The organism is Rhizobium sp. WYCCWR10014, from assembly GCF_001657485.1.
Taxonomy (GTDB): domain Bacteria; phylum Pseudomonadota; class Alphaproteobacteria; order Rhizobiales; family Rhizobiaceae; genus Rhizobium.
On sequence record NZ_LXFU01000046.1, the window covers coordinates 81321 to 95274 of the forward strand.

A 13954-nucleotide genomic window follows, 5' to 3' on the forward strand; every position below is an offset into this window, starting at 1 on the left:
CACCCGAACGCGCGCCATCGGAAAACCCGATGACACTATCGGTTTCTTCCGTTTTTCTTCCGCTCCGGCCCGAGGCATCTGCTGCGTCAACCAAGAAGGAGACGGCAGATGACGGATATCAGGATCGAAGGCGCGAAGATCATTATTTTTGGAGGCAGTTCCGGAATGGGGCTGGCGCTGGCGAGGCGCTTGCTCGGCGAAGGGGCGGCGGTGACGATCGCAGGACGCAGCGAAGATAAGCTTGCGGCGGCTCGCCGCGATCTCGGCGAGCATCCTGGATTGGCGACGGTTGCCGTCGATATATCGCGCGAGGAAGAGGTCGCGGCGCTGTTCCGCAATAGCGGGCCGGTCGATCACATCGTCAGCACGGCGGCCGATATCGAAGGCGCCTATCAGCTGCTGCCTAAGATCGAACTTACGGCGGCGCAAAGGGTGGTCGAAAGCAAGTTCTACGGGCCGCTGCTGCTGGCAAAATATGGTGCCGCCCGTTTGCCACCGTCAGGATCGATCACCTATACGTCAGGTGTCGCGGCCTACCGGCCGGCGGCGCGTGGATCGGTGGTCGCAGCCGTCAATGCGGCGCTCGAAGGCATGGTCAGGGCGCTTGCTGTTGAACTGGCGCCGATCCGGATCAACGCGGTGTCGCCCGGATGGGTGGACACGCCGATCTGGAGCTTCGTCGCCGGCGACGCCAAGCAGGCAACGCTTGATGCGATGGCACAGCGCCTGCCGGCCGGACGCGTTGGACGGCCCGATGATATTGCCGATGCGATCCGCTTCCTGATCGGCAATGGCTTCACGACAGGCACTATCCTGCATGTCGAAGGCGGGCATCGGCTGGTCTGAACGGCGAGAGTTCTTCGCTTGCCGATTGCAGCAGGAGGGTAAGCGCCGGCGGCTGCACGCGCCTGCGCCGCCACATCATCACCAGTGAAGCGGCAGGTGGATTGCCCGGCCACGGCAGTTCGACGACGTCGCCCAGGATTGCGGCCTGGCCGAGCGCAAGGCGTGGCACAAGGCCATAACCGGTGCCGGATGCAACGAGTCGGATGACGTCGCGATGCTGTCGGCTTCCGTGACGATTGATGGTGCTGCAATGCGCGCTTCGGAAAAGGCCGTGTCGAATAGGTGCCGGTAGACGCAGCCGGTTTCGGTGGTGACGAAGGGCGCGGTGCTCAGTGCTGCGAGGCTTGCGGGTGGTCGGGCTTGAGAATCGCTGCCGGCAATCAGCACCAGTGGTTCGCAGCAGATTCGGCGCGTCAGCAAGCGTTCATCTTGCTGTCCGCGATCGAAGGTGAAGGCGATATCGATCGAGCCCTGTTGCAGTTGCGCAAGCAATTCGCCGCTGCCGCCGACCTTGAGCTTGAGGCCGACGTCTGGGTTCTTCTTGCGAAAGAGTGATAGCCACGGCGCCAGCCTTTCGGCGGCGATGGTTTCGAGCGTACCCAAGGTGATGGACTGTTCGGCGCTGCCGGCTGCAGCACTGACGGCGGCCTTCGCCTCGTCGTTCAGCGCCAGTATCTCTTCGGCATAGGCCTTGAGAACCGCGCCTGCCGATGTCGGGACCACGCCCTGCCGGGAACGGTGGAAGAGCTCTGCGCCCAGTTCCTCTTCCAGCGCCTGTATCTGGTCGCTGAGGCTCGACTGAGCGAGATTGACCTCGGCAGCGGCGCGCGTGAGATTTTCGTGCCGGATCACCGCAAGGAATGTCTTCAATTGTCGTGGGTTCATGTCGGGCTCCGGTACGGCGCGCAGCGGCGCCTTGACCCAGGATATCAACAAAGCAGAACGCGCTGCAACGCAGGAGCATGGGGCGGCGAACTGCTCATCTTGTGCTGTTGCATATTGGACCGGTTTCCCGTCAGGCGCTGCTGACGAGAAGGGCGCCCGAGATGATGAGGAGGGTGCCGGCGACGAGCTTCATTGTGTCGAGCTCGGAGGCTTCGCCGAGAAAGACGGCGCCGATTGCCAGCGTCACCAGCACGTTGCAGCTCCAGATTGGGGCGAGTTTCGAGACCGGGACACCATAAGTGAAAAGCGCAAAGCTGATGAGGCCGGTGCCGACGGCAAAGCAGCCACCGGCGGCGGCAGCAAAACCGAGACCTTCGGCGGTCCATGGGGCAGGGCGCCAGATCAGCGCTGCGATCACGCCGGCAAGCGCGCAGGCAGCGCCGAAGGCGATCAGATAGACGGCGGAGCCGGTGGAGGATGTGGCGCTCTGCTTCTGGAAGATGGCGGTGATGCCCCAGAACAGGGCGGGCAGAATGCCGCCGATGACGATCGGCCAGAGTGAATTCATTGCGAAACTCCTGTCGCACCCATGGGTCAAGGCCTCGCCTGAGGCGAAGGCCGGTCAAACATGCGGTGCCACCAGACTAGGAGTTTCTTTTTGCTCTTTGTGGTCTTGTTGTTCTTGCCGCTCAAGCTGGCAGATCCGGTCGCCGCCGTAAAGCGGCGGGGCCGCAATTAGTCGCGCATGCGGAGTTCGTCGGTCTGCATCTGCAGCGAGCCCAGCGTTTCGAGAAAGCTCATGCCGAGCAGGCTCTGGTCGAGCCGCCCGTCCTCGGAGACGCTGGCTGCGACATTGTTGCGGACGATCGGGCCGATCGCCACCTGGTGGAGCGTGACCGGTGCTGCGCGGCCGCGGCCGTTGGCGGTCATGACAGTCATGGAATAGGTGAGGCGGGAGAGGTCGATGCCGATCCGTTCGGCATCTTCGCGTGACAGCGCCACCATGCTGGCGCCGGTATCGACGAGCATTTCGACCGTCTGGCCGTTGACCGCGACATCGGCTTCGAAATGGCCGTTCAGCAGTTTGTGCAGAATGATCTCCTGGCCGCCCTCACTTGTGGTGACGACGACGGCGCGGCCGGGAACGAGGCCGGCGAGCAGCCTGTTGCCGACGCCGAGCGCTTCCTGGCGATAGAGGTAGACGGTTACGAGCGCCAGGATGATGACCAGCCAGATCATCATCTGGCGCATCGTTTCGCCAACACTGCGCCGGCTCGCCCAGATGCCGGCAGACAGCATCAGTGCGATCGGCAGCAGATAGACGACGCGGCCGAAGTCATCGCTCTGCAGGCCAAGGATGCGGCTGCTGTCATTGTTGACGATCAGCACGGCAAGGCCGATGCCGATTGCGACGAGGAAGACGGTCAAACGAATCATAGAGGCCGCTCCGGCCCGGCGACGAGGCTTGATTTCATATGGTTCGGCACCGTGGCGGAACCTGCAAGCCTTGCCGGCAGCAGCGCCATGATCCGCCTTCGCTCAGTGTCGGAATAGCTCGTCCAGCTGCCGATTTCCTGAAGAGTCCGGCCGCAGCCGGCGCAAAATCCGGTGGCTGAAACCAGGGAGCAGAGGTGAATGCAGGGTGTTTGCATGAAGGATATATCGGAGTTTCAAAGAGCCGTGGCAAGGGCGCAAAGAGTGGCGATCTCGCAAATTTGCTGCGTCGCGCCCAACGTATCGCCGGTGTGGCCGGCAAGCTTGCGGCGGATGAAAGCGGTGAAGGCAAACCCTGCGATGCCGGTGGCGAGCAGGCTTGCGACCAGCGGCCGCAGGCCGAATGCCGGCCAGATCAGAAGCGCTGCGACGAGGCCGGCTGAGGCGAGCGCAAACTGCATCGCCGCCTCGTCCGGCTGGCCGGTCGAGGCGGCCACGCCATCGGCCTTTGCCGGCGCCAGCCGCTGCCAGTGCCAGGCGATGGCGCCGCGGCTGAGAGCCGCGACGGCGGGAATGGCGAGGGCTGCAGTGAGCGGCGCGGAATGGCGGGCGATCACAGCAAGCGCGGCTGCGCGGATCGCGAAGGAGAGGATCAGTGCTATCGCGCCATAGGTGCCGATCCGGCTGTCTTTCATGATGAGGAGGCTCTGTTCGCGGCTCTTGCCGCCGCCGATGCCGTCAGCCGTATCGGCCAGACCGTCCTCGTGCAGCGCGCCGGTGACGAGGACCTGGATGGAAAGCGCGATCAGGGCTGCCACCAGCGGGTCCGCACGCAGCCCCAAAAGGAGGAGGAGGGCGAGTGCGGGAATGAAGCCGATGACGATGCCGGCGAAGGGAAAGGCGCGCACCAGCCGGCCGAGCCTGCCGTCATAGCCTTTGAACAGCGATTGCGGCATAGGAATGCGGCTGAGGAAGGCGACGGCGCGGGCGGTATCGACCGCATGGTCCTTGATCTTCATTCTGCTTCGTTCTGCCAGAGGTTTCGGCTTGTGGTCTCGGCTTATGGTCGCGGCGGCGCTTTTGGAGTTGTTCGCCTCGTCCGCCCGCTTTAAGAGAGTTGCCATCCGCAAAGAAGCTGATTTGCGGGGAAAAAACAAGAATACCCGGATTTATAGGAAAACCGCACAGATGAGCGTTTCAGGCCTGCCGTTCGACGATTTCCGTACCCTTCTCCGCGATCTGCCGGGGCCGGATGCCCGCGCGCTGGTGGCCGCGCGCGAACGCGACGCGCAGCTGACCAAGCCGCCGGGCGCGCTCGGACGGCTCGAGGAAATCGCCTTTTGGCTTGCTGCCTGGACCGGCCGCACACCTGCCGTCAACCGGCCGCTGGTGGCGATCTTTGCCGGCAATCACGGCGTCACCAGGCAAGGCATCACGCCCTTTCCGCCCGCGGTGACGCAACAGATGGTCGAGAACTTTGCAGCCGGCGGTGCGGCGATCAACCAGATCTGTGTCGCCTATGATCTCGGACTGAAAGTCTTCGATCTGGCGCTCGACTATCCCACCGGCGACATCACCGAGGAGGCAGCGCTTTCCGAGCGCGATTGCGCCGCGACCATGGCTTTCGGTATGGAGGCGATCGCCGGCGGCACCGACCTGCTTTGCATCGGCGAGATGGGCATCGGCAATACGACGATTGCGGCGGCGATCAATTATGCGCTCTACGGCGGTTCGGCGCGCGACTGGGTTGGACCCGGCACCGGTTCGGAAGGCGAGATGCTGGAGCGTAAGATCGCGGCGGTGGAAAAGGCGGTGGCCCTGCATGGCGACCATCTCGACGATCCGCTCGAGATCATGCGTCGGCTCGGCGGCCGCGAGATCGCAGCGATGGCCGGCGCCATCCTTGCTGCGCGCATGGAACGCATCCCGGTGCTGATTGACGGTTATGTCGCGACCGCCGCGGCAGCGATCCTGAAAGCCGCCAATCCATCCGCGCTCGATCACTGCCTGATCGGCCATGTTTCCGGCGAGCCTGGACATCTTCGCGCAATCGAGATGCTCGACAAGACGCCGCTTCTGGCGCTCGGCATGCGGCTCGGCGAAGGCACCGGCGCTGCGCTAGCGGCCGGTATCGTCAAGGCGGCTGCCGCCTGTCATTCCGGCATGGCGACCTTTGCCCAGGCAGGTGTGTCGAATAAGCATTAAGGCCGCAGTGGGCGCCGTCGATCCGCACGCGTTCGCTTGCACGGCTCAAGTGGATTCGGTATTTGCGTACTCGCTCATCAAAGAGGAGACGGCAAAGCCTCTCCGGGTCTGTGATGCAACGGGAAGAGGAGAGGGCATCTTGACGAAGCCTGCGGTGACGAAAGAGACCGGACTTCGGCATTTCATCGCCGCCGCCAGCTATTCCTGGGCGGGCTTTCTGCGGGTGCTGAAAGAGGCGGCCTTCCGCCAGGAACTCGGTTTCTTCGTCGTTTCGATCGCGGCGCTGGCGCTCGTCGGTGCTAGTATCGGCGAGATCGTCGTCGCGGTGCTTCTGTTTCTCGGGCTCTTTTCGATGGAGGCGATGAATACCGCTGTCGAAGAGGTGATCGACCGGATTTCGCCGGAGATTTCAATCGTCGGCAAACATGCCAAGGATCTCGGCTCCTTCGCGGTGACCTGCATGATCGCCGCCTGCTGCCTCTATCTCGGCTTCATTTTTAGCAAACACCTGTTTTTTAGCTGAATCAGGCAAAACTCTTGCGTTTGCGCGCGACGGCCTGAGCCTCCTCGACGGCCGGCAGGCTCTGGAGCACGCGCTTGGCAGGCAGGATGGCGATGACCTCGGTGCCCTCGCGCAGCTTCGATTTCAGTAGGAACTGCCCGTCATGTTTGGCAAGGATCGCCTGGACGATCGGCAGGCCGAGGCCGGTGCCCTGTTCGGCACTCTTGATGGCGATCGAGCCTTGGCCGAAGGCCGACAGGACGACGGGAATCTCTTCTTCCGGAATGCCGGGGCCGTTGTCCTTGATCGATATGTACTGACCGCCGCCGGCCGTCCAGCCGACCTTGACGTGGATTTCGCCGCCCTGCGGCGTGAACTTGACGGCATTGGAGAGAAGGTTGAGCACCACCTGGCGCATCGACTTTTCGTCGGCCCAGATGGCCGGCAGCTGCCGCTCGAACTGGTCCGAAATGGCAATGTTCTTGGCGCGGGCGCGCAGCTGGACCATGCCGATGCAATCTTCGGTGATATCGAGAAGCGAGATCGCCTCCTCGCTCAGTTCGTATTTGCCGGCCTCGATGCGCGACAGGTCGAGGATCTCGTTGATGAGGTCGAGCAGATGCTGGCCGGAGCGGTGGATATCGCCGGCATATTCCTTGTAGGTCGGATTGGCGAGCGGCCCCATGACTTCGGCCGACATCACCTCGGAAAAGCCGAGGATGGCGTTGAGCGGGGTTCTGAGTTCGTGCGACATGGAGGCAAGGAAGCGCGACTTGGCGAGGTTTGCCTCTTCGGCGCGGCGGCGAGCCTCGTCCGACATCGATTTCGCCACTTCCAGCTCGGCGATCAGGTCGTCCTTCTCCGATTGGTAGGAAAGGATCCTGAGGTTCGACTTGAAGAGCCGGTCGCTGATATAATTGAAGAAGACGAGGGTGGTGGTGAAGAGCCCCGTCAGGCTGATTTCGAGGAGGTCGCGCGACAGACCGCTCTTGGCGGCAAGCGCCAGGACCGCCGGCGAGAAGGCGGCGAGCACGGCGGGCGTCAGCATGAAGTTCGACATCGCCGTGACGGAGAGCGCGATCAGGAGCGTGGCGCCCTTATAAAGAATGAAGTTCGACGGCTCGCAGGTGTCGCAACCCTGCAGCGCGAAGACGGCCCAGCAACAGCCAATCAGGAACTGGCCGGAGAGCAGCAGGCGGCGCCATTTGCGGGCGCTCTCGGAGGTGATCTCCTGCCGGCGCGCGCGCCTTGCAAGCAGGATATTGCCGGCGTGACAGGTGAGTGTCAGCAGCGCCCAGAAGATCAATTGCGTATTCTGGGTGAAATAGACGCCAAGCGCGGTGATGATGACCACGAAGAGCGGCATGATCGTCGCGCCCTGCAGCACCGACGCCACATACATGTCGAGCACGTCACGATCGAAGGAGGAATTGGACGCATGACCGGACTGAAGACGTTCGCGCGTCTGCCGCACGGCCTTGGATACGGCCTTGTTGCGGTGGCTGCGCGACCTGTCGACGATGATCTTGTCGGTCGATGTGCTTACGCCGGTACTCATGTGCACGTTGAAACTTCATCCCAGGGTGGATAAGAGCTTAACCGGCAATTCTTAAGAAGATGTTTGCCATCTTTGCCAAGGATTTGTTTTTTAAGGAGGCAAAAGCGTGACACGGGGCCTGCGCCTGATTCGCGACGGCGTGATTGCTTTTGCCCTGCTGGCGCTCGTGGCGCTGATCGCCGCCAAGCTCAACGATGCAGCAAAAATCGAGCATGCGGGCGCCTTCCATGCTGCCGACGGCGACAGCCTGGTATTGGGAGACGAACGTTTGCGCCTCGAAGGCATCGATGCGCCGGAACTCAACCAGAGCTGCGAGCGGGCGGGGAAAGCCTGGGCCTGCGGGCGCGCGGCACGCGAGGCGCTGCAGGACATGGTGCTGGCATTGGGAACGCTTTGTCAGGGCAGCCGGCGTGATCGCTACGACAGGCTACTCGTCGTCTGCCGGAGCGGGGCGGGCGGCGACATCAATGCCGCCATGGTGCGCCGGGGCATGGCGATTTCCTATGGCGATTATGTCAAGGAGGAGGCCGAGGCGAAGGCTCAGAAGGCCGGTCTCTGGGCCGGGACGTTCGAGCGGCCGCGCGATGTGCGCGATCATGCGCGCCAGAGTTCCAGCTTTGATGGCGCCCTGCGCTTCATCGGGCAGATCGTCGGATGGGAATAAAGCCATGAGCGACCAAGCCATGCTGGAGGCGCTGCGGCGGGAGATCGCCTGCTGTCGCATCTGTCGCGACGCACCGGCGAAAGGCCTCGAATACCGGCTGCCGCACGAGCCGCGGCCGGTGGCGGTGATCTCATCCAGCGCGCGCATCCTGATCGCCGGGCAGGCGCCCGGGCTTCGGGTGCATGAGAGCGGCCTGCCGTTCGACGATGCATCGGGCGACCGGCTGCGCTCATGGCTCGGCGTTGACAGGGCAAGCTTCTACGACCGCGACCGATTCGCCATCGTGCCGATGGGCTTCTGCTTTCCCGGCTACGACGACAAGGGCGCGGATCTGCCGCCGCGGCGCGAATGCGCGCCGTTCTGGCGGCTAAGAGTGATCTCGGCCATGCCGCAGATCGAACTGGTGCTGGTCATCGGCCAATATGCGCAGGCTTGGCATATGGCCGGCGAAAGGCGGGACAATATGACCGAGACGGTGCGAGCGTGGCGCGACAGTCTTCTGTCCGACCGATCGCCGGCGGTGCTGCCGCTGCCGCATCCGAGTTGGCGCAACAGCGGCTGGCTGAAGCGCAATCCCTGGTTCGAGAAAGAATTGCTCCCGGTCTTGCAGGATCGGACGAAAATGCTGCTTTCCTGAAACAAAATTCTTTTAGTTGTGCGGAATCGCGTTATACAAAGAAAATAATTCGAAAGGACTGTTGTGCGCATGGATCGCCTCGACCGAAAAATACTGCGTCTTCTGCAAGAAGATTCGACGCTTGCCGTTGCCGATCTCGCCAAGAAAGTGGGGCTTTCGACCACGCCATGCTGGCGGCGCATCCAGAAGATGGAAGAAGACGGCGTCATTAAGCGTCGAGTCGCCATCCTCGATCCAGAGAAGGTCAACACCAAAGTCACCGTCTTCGTGTCGATTCGCACAGCCACCCATTCAATCGAGTGGCTACGCCGCTTTTCCGAGGTGGTGGCCGAATTCCCCGAAGTGGTCGAATTCTACCGGATGAGCGGCGATGTCGACTATCTCCTGCGAGTCGTCGTCCCCGATATCGCCGCCTATGACGCTTTTTATAAGCGGATGATCGCCAAGATCGAGATTCGCGACGTTTCCTCAGCCTTTGCGATGGAGCAGATCAAGTATTCGACGCAACTGCCGCTCGACTACATGATTCTCGACAATGCCAAATCCAACGAGGATTGAGGTCAAGCGTGCGGCGATGACCGCACGCGATCATGCAAAATCCAACGAGGGACTGGGACCATGTGTGAGTCTGGTCGGGGATATGCCCGTTGGAGGCGAGGTGTGATACTATGGCCGCACGCGGGAATGCCGGTTCGGCAAGGCCAAGTTTTGGGATGTGCGGTCGGCGACTGCAAAAAAGCCTCAAAAATAGCGAAAAAACGCTCAAATCGCCCTTAATTTCTGAAAAAGTGAATAGCCTGGTAAGGATTCCCGGGTTATGGTCGATGAAACCAGTGGGCGATATGTCATAATTTTGTCTCATTGGTATCGAATTCAGGACACCATGTTCTAAACCGCCACCTTGTTTGTGCTTGTTAGCCGGCGGTAGAGTTTATGCGCTTCACCGGTATGTTCGACGGGGGTCGGACGGTGGAGAATTTGACAAAGGGGTGTAGCGTTTGCGGCTTGCGATGGAAGATTTCCGTCGCGGAGCCGTTTGGCATGTCTTTCGTCTAAATATCTGTAATTGTTGTATAAAAATCACGTTGTCGGGGAAAGTATCCCGTGAGAACCCATCCGACGTGTATCGAGAATTGCTTGATAGGTCCTTGTATGTGATGACGGTTTGGCGGTTCGATCGATCCGCACGCCGAGATGGCTGTTCAAACTGGGCCGGCTTCAAATCGACTACCCGATCTGAAGCCAGCCCCGATCGACAAAGGAATGGATTGGTAAATGAACATCAGAATGGTTTTGCTTGCATCAGCAGCAGCATTTGCTGCATCGACGCCGGTTCTTGCAGCTGACGCTATTGTTGCTGCTGAGCCGGAACCGGTTGAGTATGTTCGCGTCTGCGACGCCTACGGCACCGGCTACTTCTACATCCCGGGCACCGAAACCTGCCTCAAGATCGAAGGCTACATCCGTTTCCAGGTTGATGTTGGTGATCAGCCGCTCAACGGTTCGGACAGCAACGACTCGGACTGGGATGCAAGAACTCGCGGTCAGGTTCAGTTCACGGCCAAGAGCGACACCGAGTATGGTCCGCTGACCGGCGTCATCGTCATGCAGTTCAATGCTGACAATGCCACGGATCAGGACGCTATCCTCGACTCTGCTTATCTCGACATCGCGGGCTTCCGCGCTGGTCTGTTCTACAGCTGGTGGGACGATGGTCTTTCGGGTGAAACCGACGACATCGGCTCGATCGTAACGCTGCACAATTCGCTGCGTTATCAGTACGAAAGCGGCACCTTCTACGCTGGCATCAGCGTCGACGAGCTGGAAGACGGCTTCTACAAGACGGGCGAAGAGCCGAACAACGTCGGCGTTGCCTTCGGCGTCGGCGGCACTGCCGGTGCATTCAGCTATCAGGTCACCGGTGGCTGGGACTTCGACAACGAAGACGGTGCTGTCCGTGCAATGGGTACGGTTGACATCGGTCCCGGTACGCTCGGCCTCGCCGCCGTATACTCTTCCGGCCCGAACTCCTACTACTCCGCAGCTGAATGGGCTGTCGCTGCCGAATACGCTATCAAGGCAACCGACAAGCTCAAGATCACTCCTGGCGTCCAGTACTACGGCGACTACTACGTCGCCGGCGACGACTTCAGCGATGGTGATGCCTGGAAGGTTGGTCTGACGGTTGATTACCAGATCGTCGACAACTTCTACGCAAAGGCTTCGGTTCAGTACCTCGATCCTGAAGATGCAGACGACTCCACTTCGGGCTACTTCCGCCTGCAGCGTTCGTTCTAATCGACTAATGAATGCTCCCGGTCTTCTGACCGGGAGCACTTAAATCAGTTTCTGATCCGAGTGACCTCCGATCAGCTACGGGGACGGGTCCGGTCTTCCCTGCCGGACCGTCCTTGCAGCGTTTTTGAAGCGCAATCTTCAAGGCAGTCTTTCAGGATCGCCTTTTCAGGTGAGGCGAACCGGTACGTTGCATAACGCACGTCGGCATGTGCCAGCCTTGTTTCTTGAGGCACCCCGTTTTTCAATTTTTCAAATCCACCGATAGAATTGTCGTGCGGACGGCTGTTTGTCCGTCTCCTCTTCGGCATCGGTTTGTTTTGTCACAAGTCGCGAAAAGAAAATCCAATGCCGACAATGTGATCACAGCTTTTTGGGAGAGAGGATACAACCCTTGCTGGGGGCCGGCATTCATTCCTACTCTCGGATAGCTTGTTCTTATGGACGATCTCAACGACTACTATTATTTCGCCGCTGTCGTCTCCAGCGGCGGTTTCGCTTCTGCAAGTCGCGATCTCAAAATACCACGTTCGAAACTCAGCAGGCGAGTCAGCCGGCTTGAGGAAGGGCTTGGCGCGAGGCTCATAGAACGCTCGACCCGTCACTTCCGGGTGACTGAAATCGGCCAGGCTTTCTACGAAAGATGCCAGACCATCCTGCAGGAGGCCGATCGCGCCAAATCGATCGTCAGCGAGGCTCAGTCCGATCCGCAAGGTGTGGTGCGGATGGGCTGTCCGCTCGGTCTCGTCGACATCTCTGTCGGGGGGATTCTGCCCGAATTTCTGGAACGTTATCCGAAGATCAAGCTGCAGATCATCGGCTCCGACCGGCGCGCCGATCTCATCAACGAACGGATCGACCTCGAGGTGAGGGCGACCAACGAGCCGGAGACGCAGACGAGCTTGACGATGCGCAAGCTCGACCGTATCAGGCGTATCCTGGTCGCAAGTCCGGCGCTGGTCGAGCGTACCGGCAACTTGAATTGCGTGGACGAGCTCGCCGACCTGCCGACGCTGGCAATGACGTCATGGGTGTCGTTCCACACCTGGGAACTGGTCGGTCCGAATGACGCCAAGCAGGTGATTCGGCATCAGCCGCGACTCACCTGCCGCAGTATGACCGCCATCCTCGACGCAGCTCGTGCCGGGCTCGGCTTCGGGCTTCTGCTCGAAAGTGCCTGCGAGGCCGATCTCAAGGCCGGCAAGCTGGTGCGGGTGCTGCCGGACTGGCAGTCGGAGGAGAGCCAGTTCTACATCGTCTTCACGACAGCCAAGGGCATGCCGCCGGCGGTGCGGGTGCTGATTGATTTCCTGGTCGAAAAGTCCAGGCAGCATTGATTTAGTTATTCGAGCCGGCATCTCGCCTTATCTCAACCGTGCCAACAGCTTTTCGCCGGCCAGTTCCCTGGCGGCATCCTTGCCGATCCAGCGGGTGGTTTTGTCGGGGCTTTCCGCCAGGATCCTTGCGAGTGCCAGGGCCGGCGCATGGCAGGCGAGGTTGCGCTTGCCGATATTGCGAAGCGCCCAATTCACCGCCTTGCGCACGAAGTTTCGGGGGTCGCCGGCATGGGCCTCGATCAGCGGCAGCCAAGCGAGGATGGTCGCATCAGGTTCCTTCTTCAAGTGAACGGCGGCACCGGCAATCATGGCGAAGGCGGTGCGCCTGATAAATTCGCGCTCGTCGGCGGCGAAGTCTGAGATGAGCTCGTCCAGCCGGGCTTCAACGAAGAGATCGGCGGCGCAATCGACGATCTCCCACGAGTTGAAATCATTGGTCCAACTTCGAGCCTCTTCCATGGTCAACCGCTTCGGCTCGGCGGTGTAGAGGGCGAGCAGGCGGGCCTCGCGGATATCGCTTCGCCAGAGCTGCATTGCCCTGGCGTGATCCTTCTTCGCCAGTCCGGCGACCGCCCTGATATCGGGATTGGAGATACCGAGGGCGCGATCGGTGACGATGCCAAAGCGCGCCATGCCGGCAACATCCTCCTCCGAGCGCAGCGTTTCGAGATGCGCGATCAATTCGGCCGCATCGGAGGAGGGGCCGATCATTTTTCGAGGCGGGCGAGCAGCGAGGATGTGTCCCAGCGATTGCCGCCCATTGCCTGCACGTCGCCATAGAACTGGTCGACGACGGCGGTGACCGGCAGCTTGGCGCCGTTGCGGCGGGCTTCGGTGAGCACGATGCCGAGATCCTTGCGCATCCAGTCGACCGCGAAGCCGAAATCATACTTGCCTGCGTTCATGGTCTTGTGGCGGTTTTCCATCTGCCAGGAGCCGGCTGCCCCCTTGGAGATCACCTCGACCACCTTTTCGATATCGAGGCCAGCACGCTTGCCGAAATGCAGCGCTTCGGCAAGTCCCTGGACGAGGCCGGCAATGCAGATCTGGTTGACCATCTTGGTCAACTGGCCCGAGCCTGCCGGTCCCATCAAACCAACCATGCGGGCATAGGCGTCGATGACAGGTCTGGCGCGTTCGAAGACGGCCTCGTCGCCGCCGCACATGACGGTCAGGACACCGTTTTCAGCACCGGCCTGGCCGCCGGAGACAGGAGCGTCGATGAAATCGACACCTTTTTCCTTTGCCGCGGCATAAAGTTCGCGGGCGACTTCAGCGCTGGCGGTGGTGTTGTCGATCAGCACCGAACCTGGCTTCATGCCGTGCACGGCGCCGTTCTCGCCCAATGTCACCGACCGGAGATCTTCGTCATTGCCGACGCAGACGAAGACGAAATCGGCACCGGCGGCGGCCTCGGCCGGGGTGGAGGCAGATTTGCCGGAGAATTTCTCGGCCCAGGCGGCGGCTTTTTCGGCGGTACGGTTGTAGACGGTAACATCGTGGCCGCCCTTCGTCTTCAGATGGCCCGCCATGGGGAAACCCATGACGCCGAGACCGATGAACGCGACTTTAGCCATATGTCCTATCCTTT

The 13954-nt window shown here is 61.1% G+C and carries 15 protein-coding genes and 1 pseudogene; 8 read left to right on the top strand and 8 right to left on the bottom strand.

The window, feature by feature from the left end; translation table 11 throughout:
• Positions 1 to 108 precede the first annotated feature (108 nt).
• Positions 109 to 846 (top strand): SDR family oxidoreductase, encoded by a 738-nt coding sequence (locus A6U98_RS25555; protein WP_064653804.1) that lies wholly within the window; start codon positions 109 to 111, stop codon positions 844 to 846.
• Here A6U98_RS25555 and A6U98_RS25560 read toward each other — a convergent pair.
• The 5 genes and pseudogenes from A6U98_RS25560 to A6U98_RS25575 form a co-directional block, all read right to left on the bottom strand.
• A pseudogene (locus tag A6U98_RS25560) lies at positions 809 to 1731 on the bottom strand (LysR family transcriptional regulator). The gene A6U98_RS25555 and the pseudogene A6U98_RS25560 sit on opposite strands and share 38 nt — an antisense overlap.
• A 130-nt stretch (positions 1732 to 1861) precedes the next feature.
• The gene (locus A6U98_RS25565; protein WP_064653805.1) at positions 1862 to 2299 is read right to left on the bottom strand and encodes an EamA family transporter; all 438 of its coding nucleotides are present in this window, start codon (positions 2297 to 2299) and stop codon (positions 1862 to 1864) included.
• Between the two features lie 167 nt (positions 2300 to 2466).
• On the bottom strand, positions 2467 to 3168 hold the full coding sequence (locus A6U98_RS25570; RefSeq protein WP_064653806.1) for a TIGR02281 family clan AA aspartic protease: 702 nt from the start codon (positions 3166 to 3168) through the stop codon (positions 2467 to 2469).
• Positions 3165 to 3383, bottom strand: coding sequence for a DUF1289 domain-containing protein (locus A6U98_RS36300; RefSeq protein WP_082933988.1), 219 nt, complete (start codon positions 3381 to 3383; stop codon positions 3165 to 3167). The genes A6U98_RS25570 and A6U98_RS36300 overlap by 4 nt, the downstream gene beginning before the upstream one ends.
• An 18-nt stretch (positions 3384 to 3401) precedes the next feature.
• On the bottom strand, positions 3402 to 4184 hold the full coding sequence (locus tag A6U98_RS25575) for an adenosylcobinamide-GDP ribazoletransferase (protein ID WP_064653807.1): 783 nt from the start codon (positions 4182 to 4184) through the stop codon (positions 3402 to 3404).
• Positions 4185 to 4353: 169 nt separating this feature from the next.
• Between A6U98_RS25575 and cobT the strand changes: the two genes are divergently transcribed.
• Positions 4354 to 5370: a nicotinate-nucleotide--dimethylbenzimidazole phosphoribosyltransferase gene (cobT, locus tag A6U98_RS25580; protein ID WP_064653808.1), complete on the top strand. Its 1017-nt coding sequence runs from the start codon at positions 4354 to 4356 to the stop codon at positions 5368 to 5370.
• A gap of 139 nt (positions 5371 to 5509) precedes the next feature.
• Positions 5510 to 5893, top strand: coding sequence for a diacylglycerol kinase (locus A6U98_RS25585; protein ID WP_064653809.1), 384 nt, complete (start codon positions 5510 to 5512; stop codon positions 5891 to 5893).
• A gap of 1 nt (position 5894) precedes the next feature.
• Here A6U98_RS25585 and A6U98_RS25590 read toward each other — a convergent pair whose 3' ends face one another.
• Positions 5895 to 7430 carry a HAMP domain-containing sensor histidine kinase gene (locus A6U98_RS25590; RefSeq protein WP_064653810.1) on the bottom strand — a complete coding sequence of 512 codons (1536 nt, stop codon included), beginning with the start codon at positions 7428 to 7430 and terminating at the stop codon, positions 5895 to 5897.
• 106 nt (positions 7431 to 7536) lie between these two features.
• Here A6U98_RS25590 and A6U98_RS25595 point away from each other — a divergent pair, with 106 nt between their 5' ends.
• The 5 genes from A6U98_RS25595 to A6U98_RS25615 all read left to right on the top strand — a co-directional run bounded on the left by A6U98_RS25595 (position 7537) and on the right by A6U98_RS25615 (position 12363).
• The gene (locus A6U98_RS25595; RefSeq protein ID WP_064653811.1) at positions 7537 to 8094 is read left to right on the top strand and encodes a thermonuclease family protein; all 558 of its coding nucleotides are present in this window, start codon (positions 7537 to 7539) and stop codon (positions 8092 to 8094) included.
• A gap of 4 nt (positions 8095 to 8098) precedes the next feature.
• Complete coding sequence (locus tag A6U98_RS25600; RefSeq protein WP_064653812.1) at positions 8099 to 8731, top strand: uracil-DNA glycosylase family protein; 633 nt, start codon at positions 8099 to 8101, stop codon at positions 8729 to 8731.
• Between the two features lie 69 nt (positions 8732 to 8800).
• Positions 8801 to 9289: an Lrp/AsnC family transcriptional regulator gene (locus tag A6U98_RS25605; RefSeq protein ID WP_003540387.1), complete on the top strand. Its 489-nt coding sequence runs from the start codon at positions 8801 to 8803 to the stop codon at positions 9287 to 9289.
• A gap of 717 nt (positions 9290 to 10006) precedes the next feature.
• Positions 10007 to 11029 (top strand): porin, encoded by a 1023-nt coding sequence (locus A6U98_RS25610; protein WP_064653813.1) that lies wholly within the window; start codon positions 10007 to 10009, stop codon positions 11027 to 11029.
• 437 nt (positions 11030 to 11466) lie between these two features.
• Positions 11467 to 12363, top strand: a complete 897-nt coding sequence (locus tag A6U98_RS25615; RefSeq protein ID WP_064653814.1) for a LysR substrate-binding domain-containing protein — start codon at positions 11467 to 11469, stop codon at positions 12361 to 12363.
• A 27-nt stretch (positions 12364 to 12390) separates the two neighbouring features.
• Here the strand turns inward: A6U98_RS25615 and A6U98_RS25620 are convergent, their stop codons facing one another.
• Entirely contained in the window at positions 12391 to 13074 is a 684-nt protein-coding gene (locus A6U98_RS25620) for a DNA alkylation repair protein (RefSeq protein ID WP_064653815.1), read from the bottom strand.
• The gene (locus tag A6U98_RS25625) at positions 13071 to 13940 is read right to left on the bottom strand and encodes an NAD(P)-dependent oxidoreductase (RefSeq protein WP_064653816.1); all 870 of its coding nucleotides are present in this window, start codon (positions 13938 to 13940) and stop codon (positions 13071 to 13073) included. The genes A6U98_RS25620 and A6U98_RS25625 overlap by 4 nt, the downstream gene beginning before the upstream one ends.
• Positions 13941 to 13954 lie beyond the last annotated feature (14 nt).

Coding starts and splice junctions, on each gene's coding strand:
- A6U98_RS25555 (WP_064653804.1), top strand. CDS start 109: ATGACGGATATCAGGATCGAAGGCGCGAAGATCATTATTTTTGGAGGC.
- A6U98_RS25565 (WP_064653805.1), bottom strand. CDS start 2,299: ATGAATTCACTCTGGCCGATCGTCATCGGCGGCATTCTGCCCGCCCTG.
- A6U98_RS25570 (WP_064653806.1), bottom strand. CDS start 3,168: ATGATTCGTTTGACCGTCTTCCTCGTCGCAATCGGCATCGGCCTTGCC.
- A6U98_RS36300 (WP_082933988.1), bottom strand. CDS start 3,383: ATGCAAACACCCTGCATTCACCTCTGCTCCCTGGTTTCAGCCACCGGA.
- A6U98_RS25575 (WP_064653807.1), bottom strand. CDS start 4,184: ATGAAGATCAAGGACCATGCGGTCGATACCGCCCGCGCCGTCGCCTTC.
- cobT (WP_064653808.1), top strand. CDS start 4,354: ATGAGCGTTTCAGGCCTGCCGTTCGACGATTTCCGTACCCTTCTCCGC.
- A6U98_RS25590 (WP_064653810.1), bottom strand. CDS start 7,430: ATGAGTACCGGCGTAAGCACATCGACCGACAAGATCATCGTCGACAGG.
- A6U98_RS25600 (WP_064653812.1), top strand. CDS start 8,099: ATGAGCGACCAAGCCATGCTGGAGGCGCTGCGGCGGGAGATCGCCTGC.
- A6U98_RS25605 (WP_003540387.1), top strand. CDS start 8,801: ATGGATCGCCTCGACCGAAAAATACTGCGTCTTCTGCAAGAAGATTCG.
- A6U98_RS25610 (WP_064653813.1), top strand. CDS start 10,007: ATGAACATCAGAATGGTTTTGCTTGCATCAGCAGCAGCATTTGCTGCA.
- A6U98_RS25615 (WP_064653814.1), top strand. CDS start 11,467: ATGGACGATCTCAACGACTACTATTATTTCGCCGCTGTCGTCTCCAGC.
- A6U98_RS25620 (WP_064653815.1), bottom strand. CDS start 13,074: ATGATCGGCCCCTCCTCCGATGCGGCCGAATTGATCGCGCATCTCGAA.
- A6U98_RS25625 (WP_064653816.1), bottom strand. CDS start 13,940: ATGGCTAAAGTCGCGTTCATCGGTCTCGGCGTCATGGGTTTCCCCATG.